The sequence below is a fragment of the Wolbachia endosymbiont (group A) of Barypeithes pellucidus genome, from assembly GCF_964030885.1.
Classification (GTDB): domain Bacteria; phylum Pseudomonadota; class Alphaproteobacteria; order Rickettsiales; family Anaplasmataceae; genus Wolbachia.
Genome location: NZ_OZ034985.1, coordinates 833,896 through 858,138 on the forward strand (window position 1 = coordinate 833,896; position 24,243 = coordinate 858,138).

The window sequence follows — 24,243 nt, forward strand, 5'->3', positions numbered from 1 at the left end:
ATTCCAACCTCCGTTGTATTGGCCTAGCAATCCCTATTCCAGTTACTATATTGCTGATCGCTTCCCCTTGTACGTGGCTTTCCCACATTCTGAGTACTATCAATCAGTCCGACTTCCCCTGCATCTTCCGCTAGTTCTTGCCTTTGTTGACTTGTTCCAGCGTACCTTTGTAGGAATGCATAGGATCTCCCAAGTTCACTTGAAGTCCATTTCAATACATGGCACGGTCTCAGATCCCGATAGAGTGAGTGATAACTTGCCTTTACGTTATCCTTCATGCTGTCTTCCATGGCCATGAAAATGTCGACCTCTATGTCTTCAGGTATTTCGGAACTCAATCCCTTCACTTTCGTTGTACCCTGCATTGTCCATCCCACTAGCTCTATTACACTCGTTACCTCATGCAACATAGTGGTCTGTTCCAAACTGTTGGCTAGACTTTGTTTGTGTTGGATTTTCACCAACTGTTCTCCAAGCACTTCTTGGCGCACCCAGGCTTACCTCCAGCAACTTTTTTATAAACGGTGTTAATGCTCCATCTCTTCCTGTCAACGGTCTTCCTTCTCGTATAGACGACAGGATATTTGTTTCTAATTCTTTATAATCTACCAAACCGGTAGTTCTGTTTACTACTTTCTGACTCATTGTCAAACCTCCATTTTTTTATATCAATTTATTACTTTTTTTTCGGTTTGACACAGTTTATTTAACACTCCCGTAGCCAAGCTACTTTGATGACAGAAACCTAATGATCCAGGATATACTCCTTTGTTAAGGGAGATTGAGCATTTTCGAATATTTCTTGAGTGCTTCCAGACTCAACAATTCTGCCATTATGAAAGAAAATTACACTATCAGATAACTTTTTAGCTTGCTTCATTGAATGAGTTACCATAATTATAGTAAACCTTAATTTCAGCTCTTGTATAAGATTTTCGATTGCATTGGTTGCCATTGGATCAAGAGCGGAGCACGGTTCATCCATTAATAAAATAGTTGGCTTCACTGCAATTGCGCGAGCGATGCATAGCCTCTGTTGTTGGCCACCGGATAAATCGAGTGCACTATCTTGCAATCTGTCTTTTAATTCTTCCCATAAGCCAACTTTAGTTAAACTATTTTCCACCATCTCATTCAATTTTTGCTTATCCTTCACCATACCATGCAGTTTTGGCCCATAAGCAACATTGTCATATATTGATTTTGGAAAAGGATTTGGCTTTTGAAATACCATGCCAACTTTTGCTCTGAGTAGCACAACATCCATATCGCGTGAATATATATCACCCAGCCCATCGATATCTAATTCACCAACAGTTTTGCATCCAGGTACATAGTCATTCATACGATTAAAACAACGCAAAAATGTTGATTTACCGCACCCGGATGGTCCGATAAAAGTAGTAACTTTTCTTTTATAAATATTCAAATTTATATCGAATAAAACTTGCTTAGAGCCATACCAGAGATTTAAATCTTTAACAGAGGCACGTGTATTGCTCATATCACATCCTGCATTGAATAGAGCCCCGGAATTTCTCTTTTATTTTCATATAGCCATACTGCTGCTTGAACAGCTCCTCTAGCAAATGTTGTGCGATCAATTGCTTTGTGGTTTAGTTCTATCCGTTCATCAGAATTAACAAACATCACGCTGTGATCTCCTATTACTCCACCTCCACGAGATACTGCAAAACCTATTTCCCCCTTTTTTCTTATGTTTGAACCACTATGTAAATATTGATTGGACTGAAAATCCACTTTTGAAGCGTTAGCAATTGTTTTGCCAAGTTCTATAGCTGTTCCAGATGGTGAATCCTTTTTTAAGTTATGATGCATTTCCCAAATCTCAACGTCATATTCATTACCTAAAAGCTCAGCAGCTTTTTTTACCAATTTCAGCAACACATTAACCCCAACACTCATATTTGCTGACCATAATATTGGAACTTCAGCAGCATACTCTTTTAAATCGACACCTTCTATTCCAGTTGTGCCACTAACTAGCGGTGTTTTAAATTTTACAGCTGCTTTAAGGCAGTCTAACATACATTCTTTAGTTGTAAAATCTATTACAACGTCAGATGACTCAAATATGCCATTAATAGAACTTGTAACTTCAATTCCTAGATTGGAACCGCAGCCTATAATTGGTCCAATATCTAAGCCCATGTACTTACTGCCTGAACGGGCAACAGCACCTGCTATTTCCACTTCGGCATTTGTAATTAATTCATTGAGTATTTTCTTGCCCATTCTGCCTAAGCAGCCTATTACTCCAACTCTGATTTTCATAAAGCTTTTTGTGTTATATTAGGCCTTTTTTTAAGCTCTGTCACTTCTGATCTATATTCTATAGCTGACCCAAGCAACACGTCATGCCGTTGCGGATAGATTCCGCTAACTAGTAGCGGAATGACGATTGTCGGTGAACCTAAGTTACTTTAGCTATAGCTGACCCAAGCAACACGTCATACCGCCGCGGCGCTAACTAGTAGCGGAATGACGGTTTTTCAAATTGTCGGTAAATCTAAGTCAGTTTAGCTATATATGACTCATTTCTTTACTGCAACTTAACAAGAACTGGTCTGTAGCTAATAGTTATTGACAATAAGGGTAATTAACTTTGATAAGAATCTTTTCTGTGTTCAATTGAAGTCTATATGTTCTGGAATATCTATATAGTAAATTATGCGGTAATCGTAGACTACGCTGCCCACTTAAATTATGCCACAAAGGTTTTCCAAGTGTAACCGTTCACAGATTTCCACTTAATTCTTCAATCTCACTAATAGAAAGGCCAGTAAACTTGACAATAGTGTCAACATCAACATTATTAGCCAGCATTGCTTTTGCGACTTCAATTTTCCCTTCAATTTTTCCTTTCTCTATACCTTTTTGTATACCTTTCTCTTCAGCAAGATCAAGTCTGTATTCAAGAATGGCTTCTTCTTTCCGTAGATCCATTATTCTTTCTTCGTAAGCTACTAAATCTTTTTCGTTCCAACGAAACTTGTCTAATTCATCATATGCTAGCTTTATTATTGGCGCTTTTTCTGCTATCTCTTTTAAGTCCTCTTCTGTTGTTTCTTCTGCGTATTTAAAAAAGAAACACCACCTTTCTACTATACTTTCTAACTGCTCTACTTTACTTTTTGAAAATTTGGGCAACTCAATAAAGACGAATTGAAAATCTTTTAAGTAATGTCCATTAGTTTTTATATCACGTATATTATGAGTAGAGATATAACCAACTTCTTCAGGAAGTAAGCTACAATTTGATATAGCAATAAAGAAGACTTTCTTTAAATCAATGTAGTTGCCAGATTTATCTAATTGTCTTGAGTAGGCTTTAGCGGCATATAATTGAGCGCGTTTTTCGAAGCCCTTGTCTCTAGCGAGCTGCATTTCTGCTATATATCTATTTCCGTGAGAATCCTTGCAGAGAACATCAACAATACTTTGTTTATCAGAGGCAACTTCGGGATCCATAATAGTGCTAAGAAACTCAACTTCTTGTATTGCATTTATCTCAGTAAACCCTAAAATATCGTTCAAAAAGTGGATCAGGATATTCTTATTTTTTTCCGTTCCAAAGATTTTTTTGAAACACAAATCATTGCGAGGATCGAGAAATTTTGAAAGAGCCATAGCAAAAGTGCTTAAAAATATTAATAATTATACACTATTATTAATAATTATTCAATCATATTTTTGAAGATAGCTATAGCTAACGCGTCATATATTTTTAACTTACAACTGCCACGAACCGTCATACCGCGATTCATTCGCAGTATCTTAGCCGCTAACACGTAGCGGGATGACGAGGTTATCGTCATGCTGCCGCGAACCGTCATACCGTCACGGTATCTCTTAGCATAGATCCCGCTAACACGTAGCGGAATGACGGTTTTTCAAATTGTCGGTAAATCTAAGTCAGTTTAGCTATAGGCAGCAATTTTCTGTATTTACTTTAAATTGAAGAAAGCTCAAATGAAAGATCGTGTTTTGCTAAAAACCACAGAATGCAGTCTGATTACACCTTATCTTTGTTAGCTATAGCAAGTAATTGTATTTGTAATATGACAAATCTCATGTTGAAAAATCATTTTATGATCTAAATCAGTTTTTTTACAGGTAACTTCCAAGCTTATCAATTTTTCCAAGATCTTCTTAAGTTCTGAAAGTTGCAAACTTTTCAAATGAGATTTGAAGCTCTGCAATTGTTTAAAAAACAATGGAGGGCTCAGCTGATCAATCGCAGCCTGCTCACTCATTCCACCTTGCACTGACAGCAAAACGTTTTCAAGGCGTAGGAAATAATTTGATATAATGCGAATCAGCGCTATCGGTGAAAAATTTTCTTGTGATATCAATGCATCAGAAATTCTAATGAAGCGCGACATATCTTTACTTGCTATGGCAGAGCATAGATCATCAAGTGTAGCATAGTCGTTGCCGGAAGTTGAAAAGCATAATTCTATATCAGTAAGTTTTAGGTCTTTTCTCTCCCCTAGATACAAAACTAACTTCTCAAGTTCTGAACATATAGGCAGCTTTCTATGGTTAAAGTAAGATTGCAAATGGTAGATTATCTCATTTGTGCATTTTATATCATTTTGTTTTAAGTAACTTGATATAATGTCACAAAGATTGCTGTTGCTGTCTTTATAGCAAGCAATTACACCAAAAATTTTTGAACTCTCCATATAACTTTTGGTTGCAGAATTGTGTAGAAGATCACTTGCTACCATCATTACATAGTGACCACTTGCGTTATGATCCAATACGTTTTTTAACTCTTTGGATATACCTCCACTCACATTTATCAGCTTAATTAATTTTTTGCTGGTAAATATCGAAATGTTTGCCAATTCAGAAAACAGTAAACCGGGTGACTTATTTACTATTGCAAAATCCATCACCTGAGCTGAATACTCATCCAAACTGACAATTATTTCTTGTACATAAAAATCAACCCTACTGTTATCACTTCCATGAATTAACACACCACTTAAAGCATCAGGTTTCTCTAGGAATTTTTTAACTTTGGATGGTGTGACCCTCATGCCACCTATATGATATCATTCTCATTTGATTGTACATGAGTATCCAAAGACTCTGAGTTTTCTTGCGCAATATTGTGCAGATCATCTGCCGTACTCTGCACATTATCCGACTCTTCTGTTTTTCCTGTAATATAATTATAAAATTTTTTCACAGGTTGAGATATATATTTGGAAAAAAATCCTTCTTCGCTCATATTGCTTACTCCATAAAATTAACACCTTACCATTAGCACATAAACAATAATATAGCAAAGACTATTTTGTGCTAAGATAGTGATGTTTTATAATGAGTATATTACAAAATTATTAACATTCGAGATTAAAATTAAGCCAACCTGCTTAATACTAGCCTTATAAAATAAGCGATAATTAAATATACAGCTGCAACAAGTATAATTGCAGGTCCAGTTAATAAATCAAAACTTGCAGATAACATCAGACCCGATATCCCAGAAATCACAGAAAAAACTGTTGCAACAATAATCATCTGCATCGGAGTTTTTGAGATGAGCCTTGCAGATGCTGCTGGTATTAGCAAAAATGCAGCAATGAGTAATATTCCTATTAATTGGGCAGCAATTGCTATAAATATAGCAAGAGTGATTAAAAATTCTAGTCTAACAAAATTAACATTAATCTTCTCAACTACTGCTAAATCTTGATTAATTGAAATCATTAACCAATAACGCCATCTAAATATTAATATCAAAGTAACTATTACAGAGGTTAAAAAAATCAATACTATATCACTTTGATCGAGCATTAATATATCACCAAACAGTGAGCTAATAATACTATTATTGCCAGATGGAAAAAAAGACATAAGTATTAAACTCGATGATAAAACTACATTGGTAACAATGTTCAATATCGTATCAGCAGAATATAATCTGTTAAAATTAAGAGAAAGTAGTATAGCAAATGTAATTGCAATGAGCATTATGCTAAGCGATGGGCTAATCTTAAAAATCAAAGCAAGTGCAACACCGAGCAATGAAGAATGGGACAAACTATCACCAAGATAAGATAACCTTTGCCATATCATAAACGATCCTAAAGCGCCTGTTACTAGGCTAATTACGACTACTGCAACTAGACTGTTGATGAAAAAGTCCTGGGTAAACATTTCAAGCATGCTATATGGCTATTAGATAACTGACAACAAATCTATCTTCGGATATCAAAATGTTATGGGTTCTGCATGCTGCACCGGTTGTCATAAATTCAAAATTTAAACCTTTTTGTTCCATAAGATAGGACTTCACTGAAGAACTTAGTATATTGCGTGTTTTACCAGTACCTATTATCAAAATTTCTATTTCCTCTGTTAAAAAAGATTTAAAATGTTCCTTGCTATTTATATCACTTTCTTTCAATTTAATCACCTTTTCAGGAAAAACTATAATTGAGCCGCAATATTCTCTATTATTCACCAAAAATTTTCCTTCCCTGTAACCATTTATAAGATTTTTATTCTCGGAAATCAAGGGAGTTATATCCATAAAGTCAAACTATTAATTGAGTGTCACATACCCACCATTCTGGTTGCTTTTTTCTGATATTAGCTGCAGCAGCTTTTGCATTTTCCTCACTATCGAATATTCCAAAGCATGATACACCACTGCCTGACATGCGAGAAAGTATAGAGCCTTCTTGTGACTTAAGTGTTGATATCACATCCTTAATTTCAGGTACAAGGCTTATTGCTATTTCTTGAAGATCGTTTCTCGTCTCTTTAAGAAGCTTCAACAAATCCTTTTCAGCGTCATCGCTCCATTTAATTGGCTCAGAAAATTCTCCTTCATGTTTGGAAAATACCTCTGGTGTACTCAAAAACTTTTTTTTCGGTTTCACAAGCACCACATTTGTGGGTAAGGAAAATTTTTGGACATAGCACAATTCTTCGCCAATACCTCTAACAAAAACAGGCTTGCTATCTACACTTGCTGGAACATCAGCACCAACGTTTAAGGCTATTTCATTTAAAATCGTCCTATCAATCTCCCACAGCTTCCCTAGCGTACGTACCACAGCTCCAGCATCTGAGGACCCACTACCAAGTCCTGCAGCAATTGGTATGTTTTTTACAACCCTTACAGTGACTTTAGTGCGTACAGGAGCATGTCTAAGCAGCAGATTAACCGCTTTCATTACAGTGTTATACTGGTTATTTATTCTAGACTCGGAGTTTATAAATTCAACTGTAGAGTTATCGTATCTAGAATCCTTCTCACCTACTTTTATTTCCAAAAAATTAGAGAGATTAGCAAAGACAAACAAACCCTCAATCAAGTGATATCCTGTTTCCTTCTTATTTACAACATGCAAAAAAAGATTGATTTTTGCAGGCGCCTTTACACACAAACTTTTCATTATATATCTTCACTAACACTATTTTTACATTATATGTATAATGCTATTTTAGTCAACTTCTATAAGGTTTTTGCACTTCTGATGAGATCAAATGCCATAAATCCTAATTTCTCTGTATGGGTAAATGCGTCCGCTGGTACAGGCAAAACAAAAATCTTAATAGACAGAGTATTGAGACTTTTATTAGAAAACAAAAGAAATATTCTTTGCTTAACGTTCACCAATGCTGCAGCAAACGAGATGGAGAATCGCATTCACAGCATACTCAGTAAGTGGGCAATATGCTCAGAGAGTGTGTTGATAGCAGATTTAGAACAACTAGATTTCTTTCCAATGTCATTCCAGCGCGTGACGCTGGAATCCAGTAAAAAAAAAGAATGGATCCCAGTGTCACGCACTGGGATGACAGGGGATGACGCAGAAATAACGGAGAATGATGCTGAGGTGATAGCACCACATAACCACGATTTAAGTAAAAATCCAGTAGTCCACCCTTCGATGTCATCCCAGCACCCCTACTTGTCATCCCAGTGCGTGACACTGGGATCCAGAAAAAATGAAGCACTTGATCGTTATTTAACAAGAGCAAGAAGGCTTTTCTCCGAACTGGAAAATCTTGGTTTAACTATACAAACCATACACGCTTTCTGTTACAAATTAATTTCCAACTTTCCCATAGAAGCTGGCATCGCCCCAAATTGTACGCTGAGTGAATGTAAAGAATTACATTCCATCATATTCAATAAAGTGCTTCATAATGAGGCTGTGCAAGATAGTATAAACTTCATTGCAACTGAAATTGATGAAAATAAATTACGCGATTTGCTTTATACTTTATGTGTAAAAAGATTTGCGTCAGCAAATGATTCGGAATATATCAAAGATAAATTGAGCGCCCCAGATGAAATTCATGACTTACAGAGTGAAACAATTGAGCACGTGGAAAGACTAGCCGAGATATTAAGTGAAGGCAGTAAAAGAGATCAGAGTTATAGTGCAATACTTTATTCTACTGTCATTCCAGTGCTTGACACTGGAATCCAGAAAAAAAGAACCAGTGTCAGCTACTCGGATGACACCGGAATAAAGTGGAATGACACCAAAATAGAAAACCTAGCCAAGGTATTTCTAAAATCAGAATCGCACGAAAAAAAGAGCATATCATCCATTGCAACAAAAAGTATTTTGGAGAAATTCAAAGATGCAGAGCAAATAATAGAGAGCGTTCAGAATGTAGTATTTACCCATATAAGAGACATGAACTCTTATCAAATATTCAAGAGAACCAGTAGCTTACTTGGTGTATTTAAAGTATATGTTGATTTGTATAATAGTGAAAAATCAAAAAATGCACTGCTTGACTACAATGATATAATTGACTTAGCAACAAATCTTCTCAGCAATCCAAACTACAAAGATTGGATATTGTTTAACTTGGATCAAAAAATAGATCACATCCTTGTTGACGAGGCACAAGACAATAGCATCAGCCAGTGGAAAATTATAACAAATCTCTGCGATGAATTTTTTGCCGGTAATGATGAAAAGCGAACCTTATTTGTAGTTGGTGACGTAAAACAATCCATATACAGATTTCAAGGAGCAAATCCCCATCTATTCAACTACATGCAACAATACTTTCATACGAAAACTGGTGGCAGAGATTGGATATCATGCCAACTTGAAAAGTCATTTCGCTCAACTCCAGAAATTTTAACACTTGTAGACAGATTATTTAATAACTTCCGCGCAGAAATATCTTTTGTTGATAATGAAATAAAACATGTTCCACATAGAGAAAATGATCAAGGATATATTGAAATTTGGCCAGCGTTACCAAGGCGCAAAGAGAAAGAACAGCAAGCTTTACAAATTCCTCTGACATGCAGGGAAGGTTATACAATAGCAGATCGATTACTTGCTCAAACAATAGCCAACAGAATTCACAATTGGTTGAATGAAGGGCGGATTTTAGTCGCTAAAGATCGCCATATAGAACCAAGAGACATTATGATTTTGGTACGACAACGAAACGTGTTAGTTGATTACATAATAAGCGAACTTAAAAAAGCAAACGTGCCAGTTGTAGGCCGAGATTATTTTAGAATTATGGACTATATAGCCGTGCAGGACTTAATAGCTTTGGCCGAGTTTTTACTCCTCCAGGCAAATGATCTAGCTCTTGCAAATGCTTTAAAATCACCACTATTTAATTTTACCGAGGATGATTTATTTAACATTGCATATGATCGTAAAGAGCATTCACTATGGGAAAGAATTCAGGATTATTCTGTGGTTATCTATAGTGAATTAAACTATCTCATTAACTTATCTCGCATAGAGTCTCCTCTTGCACTATTTACACATATATTGCGTACAGGTAAGAAGAAATTTGCTGCAAGGCTAGGTCTTGAGTGCTTCGAGGTTCTAGACGAATTTATGAACCTTGTGTTGCAATTTAAAAACCCATCTCTTCAAGCGTTTGTTCAGTGGATCAAGGAGAATAACCCGGAGATTAAGAATGATATGCAATCAGAACGCAATGCTGTGCGAATAATGACAATTCACAAATCAAAAGGTCTGCAAGCTCCCATAGTATTTTTGGTTGATACAAACACAGTGCCAAGAAACAGTGAAAGCATTATCTTTGATGGAGCAGAAGTGCCATTTTGGTGTGGAAAAAACAACAACGCTTATTGCGATCAAGTAAAAAGAGAGAAAAAACTAGAGGATTATAATGAATATTTGCGTTTATTATACGTAGCACTCACGCGTGCTGAAGATGAGTTATACATCTTAAGTAAAGAGCCAGTGCAAAAGGGCTCTTGGTATGATCTAATCACTCAGCATGGAGAACCATATGAAAAGAAACAAGCATACTTACAGCCAATATTTAAAGAAAAAGTTGAAGTGCTATGTGTGAATGCAAACTACCCTTACATTTATAAAAAACGTGATTATTTTGACGTTCCAGTGATTTCACCTCCACCAGCTTTAGCCCACTCTTCAATGTCATCCCAGTGCTTGACACTGGGATCCAGTGAAAAAGAAGGAGAACAAGTGTCAGCTCACTCTCTGGTGCCATTTCAGCACTCTCTTTCGTCATTCCAGCGCGTGACGCTGGAATCTAATTTCTGGATCCCAGTGTCAGAGCACTGGGATGACAAAAAAAGGAGCACTGGGATGACAGATGGTTATACAAGAGGTCTGATAATTCACAGCATATTGCAGTATATGCCCAAGATAGAAAAAGAAAGGAGAAAAAATTGGGTCAGAAAATACCTTGATAACATCAACATCAGTGAAGATAAGGATGAAATTTACAGTAAAATATTAGCCTTTAATGAAAAATATGGCTATTTGTTTGACTTGGAAGGCAAATCAGAGATTACACTGAGTGGAACAATTGATAGCAAGTCAGTATTAGTACGACTAGATAGGCTATGCATAACGCAAGATAAAGCAATCATAATTGACTACAAATCACACCGTAACGTTTCTGTTTCCTCATTAAATGAAATAAAAAAGCAAATGTTGATCTATAAAACCTTAGTACAAGAAATATATCCAAACAAGCAAGTAGAGTGTGTGGTTATTTGGGTAGAAGATTTAACTCTGCAATCTAACTTTTGATAAAATTTGATTACAAGAGATAGCTACTACGTCATACCGCCACTCCTTTCTCGTCATCCCGCTACGTGTTAGCGGGATCTCAGCATAGCTATCTTAAAGCTAAGTAATATAAGTCAACCCAGCTATGATTCTTTTGGACGAGCTTATCGTCATACCGCCACTCCTTTCTCGTCATCCCGCTACGTGTTAGCGGGATCTCAGATAGCTATCTTAAAGCTAAGTAATATAAGTTAACCCAGCTATGATTCTTTTGGACGAGCTTATCGTCATGCCACCGCGAACCGTCATACCGCCGCGGTATCTCAAAGCATAGATCCCGCTAACACGTAGCAGGATGACGATTGTCAGGCTAGCTGTCATCCCAGTTTGGAATCCAGGAAAAAGAATGGTGTCATCCCAGTGCCCAGACACTGGGATCCAGGAAAGTTTGCTTGTAAACAAGCAAACTAGCATAGAAAGTGGTTACAACGTTTTCGATGAGATTATATGGAAAACTGGATTCCAGTGTCAAGCACTGGAATGACATCACAGGGGCACTGGAATGACACCTCTCTTGGGCTCTTTTAGCTATAAACATTAAGAAATTTACCAAATAAAAAAAAAGGCAAAAGAAGCCCCGATTAATATCTATTTAAAAACATTGGCGTTTTTTTATATTTTAAACGTCTAATAACCGCGACTCAGCTGCTTTTTAATGCAACTAACCTTTAGTCATAAATATTTAAGAAATTTACTAAGCAGAAAAAAAGGCAAAAGATATCCCGTTATCCCGTGTTAGCTAGTTGTCACTCTCTAATCCTGCAAATTGGCGTTCTATACTGTCTTAAACGCTTTATAAGCGCGTTTCAGCTTATATAGGTAAAAACCTAGAAATGTTGTGAAGACATAAGGTGCTCATAGTGCAAAAAATTAAAAATAAGACGCCAATTACGTAATACTGTTGTCGTTTAATCTGCACAGATTGAAGATAAATGAATACCTCCAGTACCATGATAAGGGGGCTGGCGAAATGTGTCAAGGAATTTTTATGTAAGAGATCTATTGAAATGCCCCTGTAAAATTATACTATTAATTAGCACACTGTAAATTTAAAATTATAAATATGTTAAGCAGATTGGTAATTTTGCTATTAGTTTTTATACTTCCTTTTTCTTCATACTCATACCAGTTTAGAACCAAAGCAAAGCAAGCAGTAGTTTTAGATTTAGCTTCAGACTCGCTCATTTTTGACCATAATTCCGATGAAAAAATGGCCCCATCTTCAATGAGCAAGCTAATGACTTTATATATAGCCTTCGATTATCTAAAAGCTGGAATAATAAATATGGAGGATAAATTTCGAGTAAGCAGAAAAGCGTGGGAAAGAAAAGGCTCTTCTATGTTTTTGAAAGAAGGTCAATTTGTTACGGTGAGGGAATTACTTGAAGGAATTACAATAGTCTCAGGTAATGATGCCTGCATAACACTAGCTGAGGGCATTGCAGGATCAGAAGAGAATTTTGTGGCTGAAATGAATGAGGTTGCACAAAATTTGAATCTGAATGACAGTCATTTTGTCAACTCAAGCGGGTGGCCAGATGGAGATCATTTCATGAGCGCAAAAGACTTGGTAATGCTGGCAAAAAGGATTTTCACCGATTTTCCTGAATATTATGATTTATTTTCTGAACAATATTTGACATATAATGAAATTGCACAAAAGAATAAAAATTTTCTACTTTTTCACGACATTGGGGTTGACGGTTTAAAAACCGGTTATACAAATGCTGGTGGTTACGGCATTGTAGCATCTGCAAAACGAAATGATAGGAGAATTTTTGCTGTCGTAAATGGTTTAAACACTGAGAAAGAGCGAATAGAAGAAGCAAAAAGACTGATACAATACTCCTTAAATCATTTTAATACTAAGAAAATATTCGTTAAAGACAGTGTAGTTGAGGAAGTAAATGTTCTCTATGGAAAAGATAGAAAAGTGCCTGTCACAGTTGCAAACGATGTTACCATAACTTACAACCGCAAATTGCATGACCAAATTAAGGTGCGTATTGAATATAAAGATATGATACCTGCACCAATTAAAAAAGGTCAAGAAGTGGGCAAAGTTTTTGTAGAAATACCAGGCATTGAACAACAAACTACACCACTTTATGCAGCAAATGACGTACAGGAATTGAATTTCGTAGAAAAGTTTTTTAGAATGTTGTTTTAAGTTTGATATTAAAGTAATTTCGAAAGAGAGATCTATTGCACTTTAGTGTAGTTTTAACTAACAATTTCTGTTACAATACAAGATTGAAATGTTACGAAAATGTGCTGGTTATGTTTGTTGCTGTCCAGTATCCTAGAGGTACTGTGGGCTGTAACGCTAAAGTTTAGTAACAGTTTTACTAAAGTTGTGCCTTCGATTGCAACATTGGTAATTATGATCATTAGCATTTACTTTTTATCTCTTGCAGCATGCTTTCTACCTATTAGAGTATGCTATGCAGTTTCCTCTGGAATATGCACAATTGGAATAACTATAATTGGTGCAACCGCTTTCACAGAGAATATTAATTTATCTCAAGTTTTATGTATCGTTTTAATTGTAATAGGAACCATAGGGCTAAAGCTCTCTATTTAAACCTAAAAATTTATGCATGAATTGGATATATTTACTCTTATCGTCACTAATTGAAGTGTTCTGGGTCATAACACTTAAGCATAGTTATGGATTTACTCATCTTGTACCATCAATAATTAGCATATTCTCCATGGCTCTTAGTACGTATTTACTTTCGCTCGCTACACGTTCTATACCTATCGGAGTATGCTATGCAATTTGGACTGGAGTGGGCGCTATAGGAGCTTCGATACTTGGAGTTTACCTATTTAATGAACCAGTTAATTTATTCGAAGTAATATGCTTTATTTTAGTTACATTCGGGATTATAGGATTAAAATTGTTTGATACTGCAAAAAAAACTGTTGATAAAATGGAATAAGAGATCCCAAACTGGGATGACGCTAAAGGCACTCCATCTTGTCATGCAACTGGAATCCAGCTTATGAGAGCTACAAAAAATAGCTTGACAAACTCCGTCAGCCCTCTTACCATGAAACTGAAGCTATTTATTTATCTTCGCAATCTCTGCAGTGGATTAATGACAAAAAACTTAATGTATTTGGCGTAAGTCATGCTTAATTTTTGCACTATGTGCACCTCATGTCTTTATAAAACTTCTAGGTTTCTACCTATATAAGCTGAAACGCGCTTATATAGCGTTTAAGACAGTAAAAGACGTCAAATAGACAAGGGAGAACTTGAATACTAGCTACCTTGGGGTTTCTTTGCCTTTTTTTTCACTTAGTAAATTTCTTAACGTTTATAATTTAGGTTAGTTGCATTTAAAAGCAGCTAAATTGCAGCGTTTAGAATAAAAAACGCCAATATTTTGAAGTACATATAAATAACTATAGTATAGTATTTCCCAAAGTAAATGATAAAGGTATAATAAGGTATTTGGGTTATAATGGCGTATAGTGTGGATTTAAGAGAAAAGGCAATATCGATGATAGGAAAAGGGAAGAAGAAGGTTGAGGTGGCAGAGCTTCTGGAGATAGGAATAGCAACTTTGTACCGCTGGTTAAAAAAGAAAGCTGCTGGTGAAAGCCTCAAGCCATCTAAAAACGGCAGCTTTATTCGAAAAATAGACCCAAAAATACTCGAAGAATATGTTACAAAGAATCCAGATCATACTCTGGCAGAGATGAAACAAAATCTTGGATTTGGAATAAATTCAATTTGGTATAGACTAAAACAGCTAAAAATTACTTTAAAAAAAAGTCACACTATATCAAGAGCGCAATCAAGAAGATAGGCAGCAGTTTATTGATAAAATCTCAAAAATAGACCATTCCAGCATCTTATATATAGATGAAGCAGGAGTTGATAATAAATTATACCGAGAATATGGACGTGCTCCAAGAGGAAAGAAAATTTATGCAGATATTCCAGGGAGAACTCGAGAGAGAATCAGTATAGTAGCCGGGTGGATTGGAATGAGATTTATTGCACCAATGACTTTCAAAGGTGGGTGTGACAAAGAGGTATTCAATATATGGTTGGAGAAGATGTTATTACCTAAATTGCCACTTGGCACAACCATAGTTATGGATAATGCTACATTTCATAAGACCACTAAAACAAAATCATTAATAGAGTCTTTTGGCTGTCATGTGCTGTATCTTCCAACATATTCACCAGATTTGAATCCCATAGAACACTGTTGGCATACCATCAAAAGCCGCCTCAGACCTCTAATGTATAAATGTACAGACTTACAACTTTTGGTTGGTAATACCATAATGGAAATTTATCATTCATTTTAGAAAATACTATAGTCACCAACGGAGCTTCTTTTGCCTTTTTTTCGCTTGGTAAATTTCTTAATGTTTATGGCTAACATGAAGCTAAGTACGAACTTTGTTAAACACAACGAATGGTGTCATTCCAGTGCTCCTTTTTTTGTCATCCCAGTCTGGGATCCAGTTCTTATTACCTGGTATAAAGTTAAGTTTTCTGGATCCAAGTAGTCTGGGCACTGGCTGCCTAGTGGAAATTTATAACAACTGTGTCAACCTTCTCTACACAGCTCCTTCTTTTCATTTACGTTTTGTGCTTCTTTTGCTTCTTCCACTTTAGTGCTAGGCTTTAACATCATATAGGTTACACCACCAGCCACTAGTGCCGCTGCTGTAACTATAGCTGCTGCTATCATTACGGACATTAATTCAACTGCAACTGTCCCAGTTGCAAAAAGTGTCACTGCTATAGCAGTACTAAGTGCCGCAGTTGCACAGCCGGCAATAATACCGTTTTTAATTGCTGATGTAGGTTCTGTTTTTCCTAAAAGGCGTGTTGTATCTTTATCATCTTGCGGTAAATCTGTTTTTTTGCTTAGTTTTTCAAGTTGTTTTTCTTCTGCTACCTTCAAAAGCTTCTTTGTATCATCATCTTCAGCTAAGTCTCGTGGAGTTCGACCTTCATTATCTTTTGAGAAAAGGTCTGATTTTTTGTCTATTAGAACACCTACTACCCATTTGTTATGAGTAGCAGCCAAATGTAAAGGGGTACTTCCATCTTTATTTGCCGCATTAACATCCGCTCCGTTTTCTATTAGGATTTTCACTATATCTGAACTTGCATGTCTAACAGCCAAATGTAAAGGAGTCCATTCATTTTCATCTAACGCATTAATATCAACTTCCTCTACTTTCAGTAGAGCTTTTACAATTTTTTCATCGTTATAACGTGAAGCAGCCAAATGTAAAGGGGTACTTCCATTTTTATTTACCACTTTAACATCTGCTCCTTCTTCTATTAGAGTCTTCACTGTGCGTGTACAACCACCTTGAACAGCAGAATGCAAAGGAGTATATCTATCTTGATTTCTTGCATTAACATCAGCCCCGTTTTCTATTAGAGCTTTTACAACTCCTTCATCGTTATAATGTGAAGCGACCAAATGTAGAGGAATATTCCCATCCTTATCTACCGCTTTAACATCTGCCCCTCCTTTTATCAGAATATTTAAGGCTTCTCCACCAAAGGACTCTGAGGCAACCACATGTAAAAGAGTTTTGTTATCTTTATTATTGCATTAATGTCAATGTCTTTTGCTCTCAATAGAGCGCTCGTTGCCCCTTCATTGCAAAATTGAGCAGCACAATGTAAAGGGGTCTTATCATCTTGATCTTTTACATTAACATCAATGTCTTTTGCTTTTAGCAAAGTGTCTATTGCTTTCCCACTGTCATAGTGAGCAGCTATATGCAAAGGAGTACACTTTCTACAACTCTCTGCATTGATATTTATTTTTTCCGCCTTTAGTAGAATATCTATTACTTTTTCACTGTTAAATCGAGCAGCGTAATGTAAAGGAGTCCATACAGGCAGTCTATCTGCTGCATTAACATCAATTCCCTCTACTCCCAGTAGAGCTTCCGTTATATTTTCTAGGTTATTACGAGCAGCTAAATGTAATAATGTACACTCATCATCCTCCCGAAGAAATGGATTATCGGGCTTATCAACAGCGTGAAACAGGTGATTTACATTAAAACTAGCCTTATCCCACTTTTTATATTCATCTGAATATTGTGATAATTTCTCTTTTATCTTCCCAATTACGTTATCTTTACTTAAATTTTTGTCAGCATCAATTGCACTTAGCATTCTTTCCCACTGCTCGTGTTCAATTGTCATAACTTTACTCCTACTTTAACAACATTTTAATTATCATATATTATGGCAAGAAAGTCAACTCCAGATGAACTCTTAATTTTGCTTAGTAAGCACACTAACTATGAAACAGTCTATATTACCATCAAAAACAGAATTTATATTACCCACTTCATGTCCAGTTCTTAAATCCTTCACCATTTGATATGGATGCATAACGTACGATCTGATCTGATTACCCCAGCCTATATCGCATTTTTTACCATACTCTTCAGCCATCTTTTGTTCTTTTTTTTCCAGTTCAATTTGGTACAAACGTCCTTTAAGTAATTTTAACGCCTCATCCTTATTTCTGTGTTGAGAACGACCATTTTGGCATTGAACTACAACACCAGTTGGAATATGCGTAATGCGTACCGCACTTTCAGTCTTGTTCACGTGCTGACCGCCTGCTCCGGAAGCACGGTAGGTGTCGATCTTTAGATCCTTTTCATCCACAGCAATATCAATTGAATCTTCTATCACTGGAGTTACTCCTACACTTGCAAAACTGGTATGACGTTTACCATTTGCATCAAACGGCGATATTCTAACCAGCCTGTGAATTCCACTTTCACTTTTTGCCCACCCATAAGCTTTTTCTCCAACGATTTTTATCATTGCAGACTTTATACCAACCGACTCTCCTTCTAATTTTTCTATAACTTCAACTTTAAAGTTGTGATAAATTTCTGCCCATCTTACATACATGCGCATCAGCATTTCAGCCCAATCATTGCTCTCGGTTCCGCCAGCTCCTGAGTGGATTTCTAAAAAGCAGTCATTGTTATCTGCTTCACCAGTAAATAAGGATTCTGTTTCTTTACACTTGATTAATTTTTCTAACTTTACCAGTTCATTTTCAACTTCGGAGAAAAATTCTTCATCATTTTCATCAATAGCGGATTTCATTAAATCGATAGCGTTACTGTAGTCGCTTTCCAGCTTTAAAAACGACTCTACGTCATTCTTAATTTTAGAACGTTCTTTTAAAATTTCTTGTGCTTTTTGGTTATCTTGCCACAGATCATCATCTGCAGCTTGGGAGTCAAGCTCTTCAAGACGCGACTTTAATTTTTCTATGTCAAAGACACCTCCTGATAAGAGAAATACTTTTATTTAAGCTTTGAAAGTGTTCAAGAATTTCTGAATAAGTTTTCATTATACTTTAGATTTTAATATATTTACTATTACTAACAATAACAGCAAACAAAATAGAAATTTAACCATATAGTAGTTAATTTGAAATAATTTTATTATACTTTAATGCTCAACGGAATCAAGCACGTATATTTAAAGGTAAAATAATGAATATTAAAATAAGTTCTCATTATGGTTTAGACAAAAAGGCTATTGATGACTTAATAGAGTCACTTGATAACGATGAGCTAGAAAATGTTCGTAATATTGTAAAAACGATAGATAGCGTTCAGTTAGCTTATTTTTTATCTACTTCAATCAGTGATCACAGGGAGAAACTAGTTAATATCCTCGATCAACATTTGTTAAGTGATGCCCTAGTGCATGTAGTGCCAGATTTACAAATAAAGATCATAGAAACATTGGGAATAGAAAATACAGCAAAGTTACTAATGCTCCTTGATGTAGAAGATATAGTAACCATAGTGAAAGATTTAGATAGAAAGTCTGTAGAAAATATACTTTACTATTTGCCCAGCAAGACTCAGAAATCAGTAGAGGAGTTGCTATCATACCCAGAAGAAAGTGCAGGGAGGTTAATACATAAAGATATGGTTATAGCTCCATATTATTGGACAATAAATCAACTGACAGAATTTGTGTGCAACTATAAAAAAATACCAGAAAAATTTTACCAGATATTCATTATCAACTCAAAATTAGAGCCTATAGGCAGTGTTAATTTAAATAAGGTAATATCTCACTCAGGAGACACAATAATAAAAGAGATAATGGATCATGACATAAAAATCATTAAAACTGGAGTAGACCAAGAGGAAGTAGCAAGAATATTTAAAGATTACTCTCTATTATCAGCTCCGGTAGTAAATAAGAATGGTAAAATTATAGGTGTGATCTTAATTGAAGATGTGATAAAAGTTGTTCAACAAGAAACAGAAGAGGATGTACTCAAAATAAGCGGTGTATCTTCTAAAGCCGATATAAATGCCCCTATACATAAAACTATAATTAAAAGGCTACCTTGGTTACTGTTTAACCTCTTAGCTGCAACAATGTGTTCCATAGTAGTTGGCTTTTTCGATGATGTAATAAAAAGTTTTATAGTACTGCCAATAATCATGCCGATAATTGCATCAATGAGCGGAAATGCAGGATCCCAAACAGTAACGCTAACCATCCGGGCAATCGCAACAAAATATCTAACTGAGCAAAATGCAAAAAGAGTACTGATGAAAGAATTTTTAATAGGTCTTATAAACGGGGTGATCTTATCTACTATTTCATTAGTAGTGTTAGCAATAAGGTTTCACAGCTTCAAAGTGGAGATGATTTTTGTGGTCTCCATGATTATGATGTCAATTATTGCAACGTTCATCGGAACTTTCATTCCTATAATGCTTCATCGTTTAAAGTCTGACCCTGCCGTTTCTTCTTCAATCCTAACATCGGCAACAACTGATATTCTCTCAGCTCTTATATTTCTTGGTTTAGCTACGATCTTTTTATTAAACAGTTGACACTATCTATAGCTATACCGCGATTTATTCCATAGCTGTACGAACATTCATTTTTAAAGGTAAACTGTACAGCGAATGGTGTCATTCCAGTCTGAAATCCAGCCTTTTCATAATCATCAAAACGTTGTATTGTAACATAAAACGGCTACTTTTATGCTTACCAACTTAATAAAATTCCTGGATCCCAGTGTCTGGGCACTGGGATGACACCCTCCTGATAGACAATGTTCGTACAGCTGTGAATTTATTCGCGGTATCTCGGCATAGATTCCGCTAACGAGTAGCGGAATGACGAATTTGTCGTTTTTCAAATTGTCGTAAGTCAGTTTAGCTATAATATCAAGTTTCACAACTTCACCAACTATTTCTTTCTATTAAATAAGAATAAATTGCCTATACAAAAATAGATTGGCAATATTTCAAGTCTGCCAAGCAGCATTAAAAACGATAGAAATAATTTTACTTCATTACTGAAAGAAGAATAGTTACCTGAAGGGCCTATTAAATTACTAAATCCCGGGCCAGAGTTTGTAAGCGTTGCAGAGACTGAGCTGATGCTAGTTATAAAGTCCGCATTGCTTAAGTAAGACATCACTACTGATGAAATGGTAAACGTTAACATGAAAATTGCAAAAAATATAAAGACAGAGTGAACTTCATCATTCTCCAGAATTTTTCCATTGAATTTTACCCTATTGCCTGCGCCTGGGTTTAATAAAAGGCGAAAGTGATTTTCTATAGACCTTAGAAAAATGATCAAACGAAAGATTTTGATGCCACCACTTGAAGAACCACTACATCCACCAACAAAGGTTAGAAAAAAAGCTAAGACTGAAATGAAGCTCCAATCTATATGATTACAGATTGCATAACCAGTTGACGTAATCAAGGAAGTGATAGTAAATGTGCTGCATCTAAATGATAATGACACTCCTAAATCAACATTTTTATACAACCAAAAACAAGCAAATAAAGATGAAACAATAACTATCTTAACAAAGTAAGAGACCTGTTCGTCATAGCAAATGTCTAACCGTCTTATAATTTTTAAATAGCTAAGAAAAGGCAGAGAACCCAAAATCATAAAAATGATCGTTATGACTTCTAACATAGGGTTATTATAGTGCCCTATAGAATCATTATAGTTAGCAAATCCACCAGTTGATACAGCGGACATTCCGTGACATATTGCATCAAACAGTGGCATACCAACTAGATAATAGGAAAATATACATAACAAAATTAGGCCATAATATATTGCCGTAACATGAACCACTACGCTTCGCGTGTTCGGCAACTTCCTTTTGGTAGCATCTGAATATTCAGAATAAAGTAAATTATTTAGGCTGAGAATCTTGAGCATAGGAAAAACTGCAATTCCTAAAGTGATTACACCAAAACCACCTATGCCATGCAGCATTGCTCTCCACAGCAGTATTCCCGGAGATTGCTTTTCAATATCATCAAATATAGTTGCCCCTGTGGTTGTGATGCCAGATATCGTTTCGAATAATGCATCAACATAGCTCAGATTATCAAAATAGAAAGGAATAGCTGCAAACAAAGACAAGGCAATCCAGGTGCAACTAGTAACCGCAAAAATTGCTGGCATGCCATGCAATCTACTTAATTTACCGAGCAAAATAAAAGTTACGCCAGATGTGCAGGTAATTATGAATCCAGCGAGAAAATTTTTCCATTCGTAGCTGAGATACTTATTGGTAATAGCAGGAATAAGCATTGCTAAGCTAAACAGCAATAGGAATATTCCCACAATAAATACAATTGAGCGTAAGCGTTCCATAGAGTTACTTTCTAGCTATACAAAACCATAAAAGCTATTCTAACGTCAAGCACTTTGTTGTAACAGCGCACTTGACTTACTTGTAAATATGTGTGATAATTAAATTGTTTATAAATTAGAGGTAAGATATGGAGTATGAACAGTTTTCAATAATATACAAAGCATTAAAGTTCGCAAGTGCTAACAGCAGTCTGAATCAAGATAACGTAATTGAAGCAATAAAAAGTCAATTATTACTAGATTCAGATGCATATTAAAGAGTGGAAAAAAGGGAAATTTAGCTTTGATCATGTGTTTACTACTGTTAATAACGGAGTAGAATCTAAACACACATTATTAACAGCTGCTTTTAACCGTGAAGATTCAAAGGTGGCAAATTTTCTAATAAAAGTAAGGGCTGATGTTAATGCAGTGGATGTAGATGGATTGACTCCATTGATTATTGCTATTGAAAAGGAATGTGGCGATCCTAAACATAAAGAGCTAGTAGATCTTCTAATGGAAGCAAATGCTGATGTTAACGCAGCGGGAGGTAAACATACTCCAATATCTAAGGCTGTTGAGCGTGGCAATTTAAGGGTATTCGAAGCTCTAATAGCAAAAGGAGTTAATGTTGACGTAAAGCCTCCACATGGTGAATCTCTATTAGAGTGGGCTGAGTCTCATGAACAGTACGTAGAAAATAAGGAAGATATGAAAGCGATAATAAATACTCTAAAGGCTCCTTCAAAAGAAAAGGGACAAAACAGTGAGTCTACTGGCAAACAAACCCCAGTAAATGGTAGCAACAAAACCCCAGAAAAGAACGATACAAACTTCTGGAGTGAACACAAAGGGAAGATCGCTCTAGGTGTTACTGGACTATGCGTAGCTGGTGCTGTTGCAGCCTATGTGCTAGCGTATCCTGCAGTTGCACTGGCTTTAGCAGTTTTGGCAGCAGTTATATTAATGGGTGCTGGTATTGCTAAGGTTTGTGAGAAACTGGAAAATCCAAATGCAGACAAGGTATTTACAGACAAAAACAAGTCGTGTTGTGTTAATCAATAGACTTTTTGCATTATCTCCTGTCATCCGAGTAGCTGACACACAACTGTACGAACGTTGTGCTACCAGGAGGGTTTCATCCCAGTGCTTGACACTGGGATCCAGTTTTTATTACCTGGTGTAAAGTTAAGTTTCCTGGATTCCAGTGTCAAGCACTGGAATGACACCATCATAAAGCGAAATTAGATTCCAGTGTCAGCTACTTGCATGACACCATTTGTTGTAAACTCACTTTTACTCTATGGTTATACTACCTTGCCGCTATCCTGAACGGATACAAGAAGTGTTGCCGTCACGTTATATCATAAACTTTTGCTGAAGCTTTCTTTATATCTTCACTTGAAAGTGGAATTAGACCAAGCCTAGATAGGTACCCATCTTCAATGCCGATCGAATCTATAATTTCTTTTATGAATTCTCTGAATCCATCAACAGTATCCAGGTGTTCTTTCTTTATGTAAAGGTACAGAGGTCTTGATAATATATATTTTCCTGATGATATATTTTCATAAGTTGGCTCAATTCCTGCAATTGTGCTTCCTTGTATTTTATCTTGATTCCTCATTAAAAAGCTGAAACTAAATATCCCTAAAGCGTTCTTGTTACTTTTCAATTTTTGTATTATTATGTTTTCATTAATTCCAACTTCTATATACCTTCCATCATCCCTTATATTACCACATGCTTTCTTTCTTTCTTCCTGATCTTGATAATTCTCTTTAAAAATTCTTGAATTCATGCATGAATATTGATCAAGCATAATAGAATTAACCAAAGTTTCGTATGTACCTGTATTTTGATGTGGACCATAAATTTCAATTTCTGTTTTTGGTAAGGCTTGATTTACATCAGACCAAAACTTCTTATTATTTTTTACTAATTTATCATTTTCTTGAGAATATGCAGATAAAGTTTCAAATAAGTCCTTCTTTGTGAAATCAAATCTATGGCTTTGATTTGAATTTGCAATGACAATTCCATCGTAGCCAATGATGATCTCTATCACTTCATTAATTTTATTCCTTTTACATAGTTCTCTTTCTACTTCCTTTATAGGGCGAGATGAAGTGGTGATGTCTGGCGTGTCTTCCCCTATTCCTGAGCAAAACATTTTGAACCCTGATCCACTTCCTATTGATTCCACAACTGGAGTCCTAAAAGAGAATACACGATTGAACTCCTCGGCTACAAATGAGATAAAAGGAAAAACAGTTGAAGACCCAACAATTCTGATGTATTTCCTGGCATCAGCATTTGACAGCGGCGTGAATAATACGAATACAAAAATCAGGAGAAAGTTTCTAAGCATTATTTTTAGTTAAGAACATAAATCTAATTATTGTAATAAAAAATCAAACTGAAAAGCTTTAATTGCATGAC

23 protein-coding genes and 1 pseudogene are annotated in these 24,243 nt (G+C 35.8%); 9 read left to right on the plus strand and 15 right to left on the minus strand.

Annotated elements, in window-relative coordinates:
- Positions 1-23: 23 nt before the first annotated feature.
- The 10 genes and pseudogenes from ACQH1X_RS04250 to ACQH1X_RS04295 form a co-directional block, all read right to left on the minus strand.
- Positions 24-410: a hypothetical protein gene (locus ACQH1X_RS04250; protein WP_246433168.1), complete on the minus strand. Its 387-nt coding sequence runs from the start codon at positions 408-410 to the stop codon at positions 24-26.
- An 82-nt stretch (positions 411-492) separates the two neighbouring features.
- Positions 493-645: pseudogene (locus tag ACQH1X_RS04255) on the minus strand (IS256 family transposase); the annotation flags it as partial.
- 100 nt (positions 646-745) lie between these two features.
- Positions 746-1,504 (minus strand): phosphate ABC transporter ATP-binding protein PstB, encoded by a 759-nt coding sequence (pstB, locus tag ACQH1X_RS04260; RefSeq protein ID WP_253307333.1) that lies wholly within the window; start codon positions 1,502-1,504, stop codon positions 746-748.
- Entirely contained in the window at positions 1,501-2,295 is a 795-nt protein-coding gene (gene dapB, locus ACQH1X_RS04265) for a 4-hydroxy-tetrahydrodipicolinate reductase (protein WP_425385786.1), read from the minus strand. The genes pstB and dapB overlap by 4 nt, the downstream gene beginning before the upstream one ends.
- A 462-nt stretch (positions 2,296-2,757) precedes the next feature.
- Positions 2,758-3,651: an Rpn family recombination-promoting nuclease/putative transposase gene (locus ACQH1X_RS04270; protein WP_425385787.1), complete on the minus strand. Its 894-nt coding sequence runs from the start codon at positions 3,649-3,651 to the stop codon at positions 2,758-2,760.
- 401 nt (positions 3,652-4,052) lie between these two features.
- Positions 4,053-5,069 carry a DNA polymerase III subunit delta gene (holA, locus tag ACQH1X_RS04275; RefSeq protein ID WP_425385788.1) on the minus strand — a complete coding sequence of 339 codons (1,017 nt, stop codon included), beginning with the start codon at positions 5,067-5,069 and terminating at the stop codon, positions 4,053-4,055.
- Positions 5,070-5,074: 5 nt separating this feature from the next.
- Positions 5,075-5,263, minus strand: coding sequence for a hypothetical protein (locus tag ACQH1X_RS04280; RefSeq protein ID WP_425385789.1), 189 nt, complete (start codon positions 5,261-5,263; stop codon positions 5,075-5,077).
- 131 nt (positions 5,264-5,394) lie between these two features.
- Entirely contained in the window at positions 5,395-6,204 is an 810-nt protein-coding gene (locus tag ACQH1X_RS04285; RefSeq protein ID WP_425385790.1) for a metal ABC transporter permease, read from the minus strand.
- 1 nt (position 6,205) lies between these two features.
- Positions 6,206-6,571: an Mth938-like domain-containing protein gene (locus ACQH1X_RS04290; protein ID WP_425385791.1), complete on the minus strand. Its 366-nt coding sequence runs from the start codon at positions 6,569-6,571 to the stop codon at positions 6,206-6,208.
- A gap of 4 nt (positions 6,572-6,575) precedes the next feature.
- Complete coding sequence (locus tag ACQH1X_RS04295; protein ID WP_425385792.1) at positions 6,576-7,442, minus strand: 4-(cytidine 5'-diphospho)-2-C-methyl-D-erythritol kinase; 867 nt, start codon at positions 7,440-7,442, stop codon at positions 6,576-6,578.
- An 81-nt stretch (positions 7,443-7,523) separates the two neighbouring features.
- Between ACQH1X_RS04295 and ACQH1X_RS04300 the strand changes: the two genes are divergently transcribed.
- The 6 genes from ACQH1X_RS04300 (at position 7,524) to ACQH1X_RS04325 (ending at position 15,446) form a co-directional block, all read left to right on the plus strand.
- On the plus strand, positions 7,524-11,075 hold the full coding sequence (locus tag ACQH1X_RS04300; RefSeq protein ID WP_425385793.1) for a UvrD-helicase domain-containing protein: 3,552 nt from the start codon (positions 7,524-7,526) through the stop codon (positions 11,073-11,075).
- Between the two features lie 1,102 nt (positions 11,076-12,177).
- Complete coding sequence (locus tag ACQH1X_RS04305) at positions 12,178-13,284, plus strand: D-alanyl-D-alanine carboxypeptidase family protein (protein WP_425385794.1); 1,107 nt, start codon at positions 12,178-12,180, stop codon at positions 13,282-13,284.
- A gap of 99 nt (positions 13,285-13,383) precedes the next feature.
- Positions 13,384-13,698, plus strand: coding sequence for a DMT family transporter (locus ACQH1X_RS04310; RefSeq protein WP_425385795.1), 315 nt, complete (start codon positions 13,384-13,386; stop codon positions 13,696-13,698).
- Between the two features lie 16 nt (positions 13,699-13,714).
- Positions 13,715-14,059: a DMT family transporter gene (locus ACQH1X_RS04315; RefSeq protein ID WP_425385796.1), complete on the plus strand. Its 345-nt coding sequence runs from the start codon at positions 13,715-13,717 to the stop codon at positions 14,057-14,059.
- Between the two features lie 528 nt (positions 14,060-14,587).
- Positions 14,588-14,935 (plus strand): IS630 transposase-related protein, encoded by a 348-nt coding sequence (locus tag ACQH1X_RS04320; RefSeq protein ID WP_425385784.1) that lies wholly within the window; start codon positions 14,588-14,590, stop codon positions 14,933-14,935.
- A 28-nt stretch (positions 14,936-14,963) separates the two neighbouring features.
- The gene (locus ACQH1X_RS04325) at positions 14,964-15,446 is read left to right on the plus strand and encodes an IS630 family transposase (protein ID WP_252154099.1); all 483 of its coding nucleotides are present in this window, start codon (positions 14,964-14,966) and stop codon (positions 15,444-15,446) included.
- Between the two features lie 245 nt (positions 15,447-15,691).
- Here the strand turns inward: ACQH1X_RS04325 and ACQH1X_RS04330 are convergent, their stop codons facing one another.
- The 3 genes from ACQH1X_RS04330 to prfB form a co-directional block, all read right to left on the minus strand.
- Complete coding sequence (locus ACQH1X_RS04330; RefSeq protein ID WP_425385797.1) at positions 15,692-16,684, minus strand: ankyrin repeat domain-containing protein; 993 nt, start codon at positions 16,682-16,684, stop codon at positions 15,692-15,694.
- Positions 16,648-17,322 carry an ankyrin repeat domain-containing protein gene (locus ACQH1X_RS04335; protein WP_425385798.1) on the minus strand — a complete coding sequence of 225 codons (675 nt, stop codon included), beginning with the start codon at positions 17,320-17,322 and terminating at the stop codon, positions 16,648-16,650. Before ACQH1X_RS04335 ends, ACQH1X_RS04330 begins: the two co-directional genes overlap by 37 nt.
- A gap of 72 nt (positions 17,323-17,394) precedes the next feature.
- A protein-coding gene (gene prfB, locus ACQH1X_RS04340; protein WP_425385799.1) for a peptide chain release factor 2 occupies positions 17,395-18,499 on the minus strand; the annotation gives its coding sequence in 2 pieces (ribosomal slippage) (positions 17,395-18,423 and positions 18,425-18,499; 1,104 coding nt in all).
- A gap of 145 nt (positions 18,500-18,644) precedes the next feature.
- Here prfB and mgtE point away from each other — a divergent pair.
- Positions 18,645-20,015 carry a magnesium transporter gene (mgtE, locus tag ACQH1X_RS04345; RefSeq protein WP_425385800.1) on the plus strand — a complete coding sequence of 457 codons (1,371 nt, stop codon included), beginning with the start codon at positions 18,645-18,647 and terminating at the stop codon, positions 20,013-20,015.
- Positions 20,016-20,376: 361 nt separating this feature from the next.
- Here the strand turns inward: mgtE and ACQH1X_RS04350 are convergent, their stop codons facing one another.
- A complete protein-coding gene (locus ACQH1X_RS04350; protein WP_425385801.1) occupies positions 20,377-21,819 on the minus strand; it encodes a TrkH family potassium uptake protein in 1,443 nt (480 codons plus the stop codon).
- A 128-nt stretch (positions 21,820-21,947) separates the two neighbouring features.
- On the opposite strand from ACQH1X_RS04350, the gene ACQH1X_RS04355 reads away from it, so the two are divergent.
- Positions 21,948-22,076, plus strand: coding sequence for a hypothetical protein (locus tag ACQH1X_RS04355; protein WP_425385802.1), 129 nt, complete (start codon positions 21,948-21,950; stop codon positions 22,074-22,076).
- On the plus strand, positions 22,066-22,866 hold the full coding sequence (locus ACQH1X_RS04360; RefSeq protein ID WP_425385803.1) for an ankyrin repeat domain-containing protein: 801 nt from the start codon (positions 22,066-22,068) through the stop codon (positions 22,864-22,866). The genes ACQH1X_RS04355 and ACQH1X_RS04360 overlap by 11 nt, the downstream gene beginning before the upstream one ends.
- Positions 22,867-23,155: 289 nt before the next feature.
- Here ACQH1X_RS04360 and ACQH1X_RS04365 read toward each other — a convergent pair whose 3' ends face one another.
- The gene (locus ACQH1X_RS04365; protein ID WP_425385804.1) at positions 23,156-24,172 is read right to left on the minus strand and encodes a substrate-binding domain-containing protein; all 1,017 of its coding nucleotides are present in this window, start codon (positions 24,170-24,172) and stop codon (positions 23,156-23,158) included.
- Between the last annotated feature and the right edge of the window lie 71 nt (positions 24,173-24,243).

What these genes read in the sequence shown, in the direction of transcription:
- ACQH1X_RS04250 (WP_246433168.1), bottom strand. Translation starts at nt 410, where the DNA reads ATGTTGCATGAGGTAACGAGTGTAATAGAGCTAGTGGGATGGACAATG.
- pstB (WP_253307333.1), bottom strand. Translation starts at nt 1,504, where the DNA reads ATGAGCAATACACGTGCCTCTGTTAAAGATTTAAATCTCTGGTATGGC.
- dapB (WP_425385786.1), bottom strand. Translation starts at nt 2,295, where the DNA reads ATGAAAATCAGAGTTGGAGTAATAGGCTGCTTAGGCAGAATGGGCAAG.
- ACQH1X_RS04270 (WP_425385787.1), bottom strand. Translation starts at nt 3,651, where the DNA reads ATGGCTCTTTCAAAATTTCTCGATCCTCGCAATGATTTGTGTTTCAAA.
- holA (WP_425385788.1), bottom strand. Translation starts at nt 5,069, where the DNA reads ATGAGGGTCACACCATCCAAAGTTAAAAAATTCCTAGAGAAACCTGAT.
- ACQH1X_RS04280 (WP_425385789.1), bottom strand. Translation starts at nt 5,263, where the DNA reads ATGAGCGAAGAAGGATTTTTTTCCAAATATATATCTCAACCTGTGAAA.
- ACQH1X_RS04285 (WP_425385790.1), bottom strand. Translation starts at nt 6,204, where the DNA reads ATGCTTGAAATGTTTACCCAGGACTTTTTCATCAACAGTCTAGTTGCA.
- ACQH1X_RS04290 (WP_425385791.1), bottom strand. Translation starts at nt 6,571, where the DNA reads ATGGATATAACTCCCTTGATTTCCGAGAATAAAAATCTTATAAATGGT.
- ACQH1X_RS04295 (WP_425385792.1), bottom strand. Translation starts at nt 7,442, where the DNA reads ATGAAAAGTTTGTGTGTAAAGGCGCCTGCAAAAATCAATCTTTTTTTG.
- ACQH1X_RS04300 (WP_425385793.1), top strand. Translation starts at nt 7,524, where the DNA reads ATGAGATCAAATGCCATAAATCCTAATTTCTCTGTATGGGTAAATGCG.
- ACQH1X_RS04305 (WP_425385794.1), top strand. Translation starts at nt 12,178, where the DNA reads ATGTTAAGCAGATTGGTAATTTTGCTATTAGTTTTTATACTTCCTTTT.
- ACQH1X_RS04310 (WP_425385795.1), top strand. Translation starts at nt 13,384, where the DNA reads ATGTGCTGGTTATGTTTGTTGCTGTCCAGTATCCTAGAGGTACTGTGG.
- ACQH1X_RS04315 (WP_425385796.1), top strand. Translation starts at nt 13,715, where the DNA reads ATGAATTGGATATATTTACTCTTATCGTCACTAATTGAAGTGTTCTGG.
- ACQH1X_RS04320 (WP_425385784.1), top strand. Translation starts at nt 14,588, where the DNA reads ATGGCGTATAGTGTGGATTTAAGAGAAAAGGCAATATCGATGATAGGA.
- ACQH1X_RS04335 (WP_425385798.1), bottom strand. Translation starts at nt 17,322, where the DNA reads ATGACAATTGAACACGAGCAGTGGGAAAGAATGCTAAGTGCAATTGAT.
- mgtE (WP_425385800.1), top strand. Translation starts at nt 18,645, where the DNA reads ATGAATATTAAAATAAGTTCTCATTATGGTTTAGACAAAAAGGCTATT.
- ACQH1X_RS04350 (WP_425385801.1), bottom strand. Translation starts at nt 21,819, where the DNA reads ATGGAACGCTTACGCTCAATTGTATTTATTGTGGGAATATTCCTATTG.
- ACQH1X_RS04355 (WP_425385802.1), top strand. Translation starts at nt 21,948, where the DNA reads ATGGAGTATGAACAGTTTTCAATAATATACAAAGCATTAAAGTTCGCA.
- ACQH1X_RS04360 (WP_425385803.1), top strand. Translation starts at nt 22,066, where the DNA reads ATGCATATTAAAGAGTGGAAAAAAGGGAAATTTAGCTTTGATCATGTG.
- ACQH1X_RS04365 (WP_425385804.1), bottom strand. Translation starts at nt 24,172, where the DNA reads ATGCTTAGAAACTTTCTCCTGATTTTTGTATTCGTATTATTCACGCCG.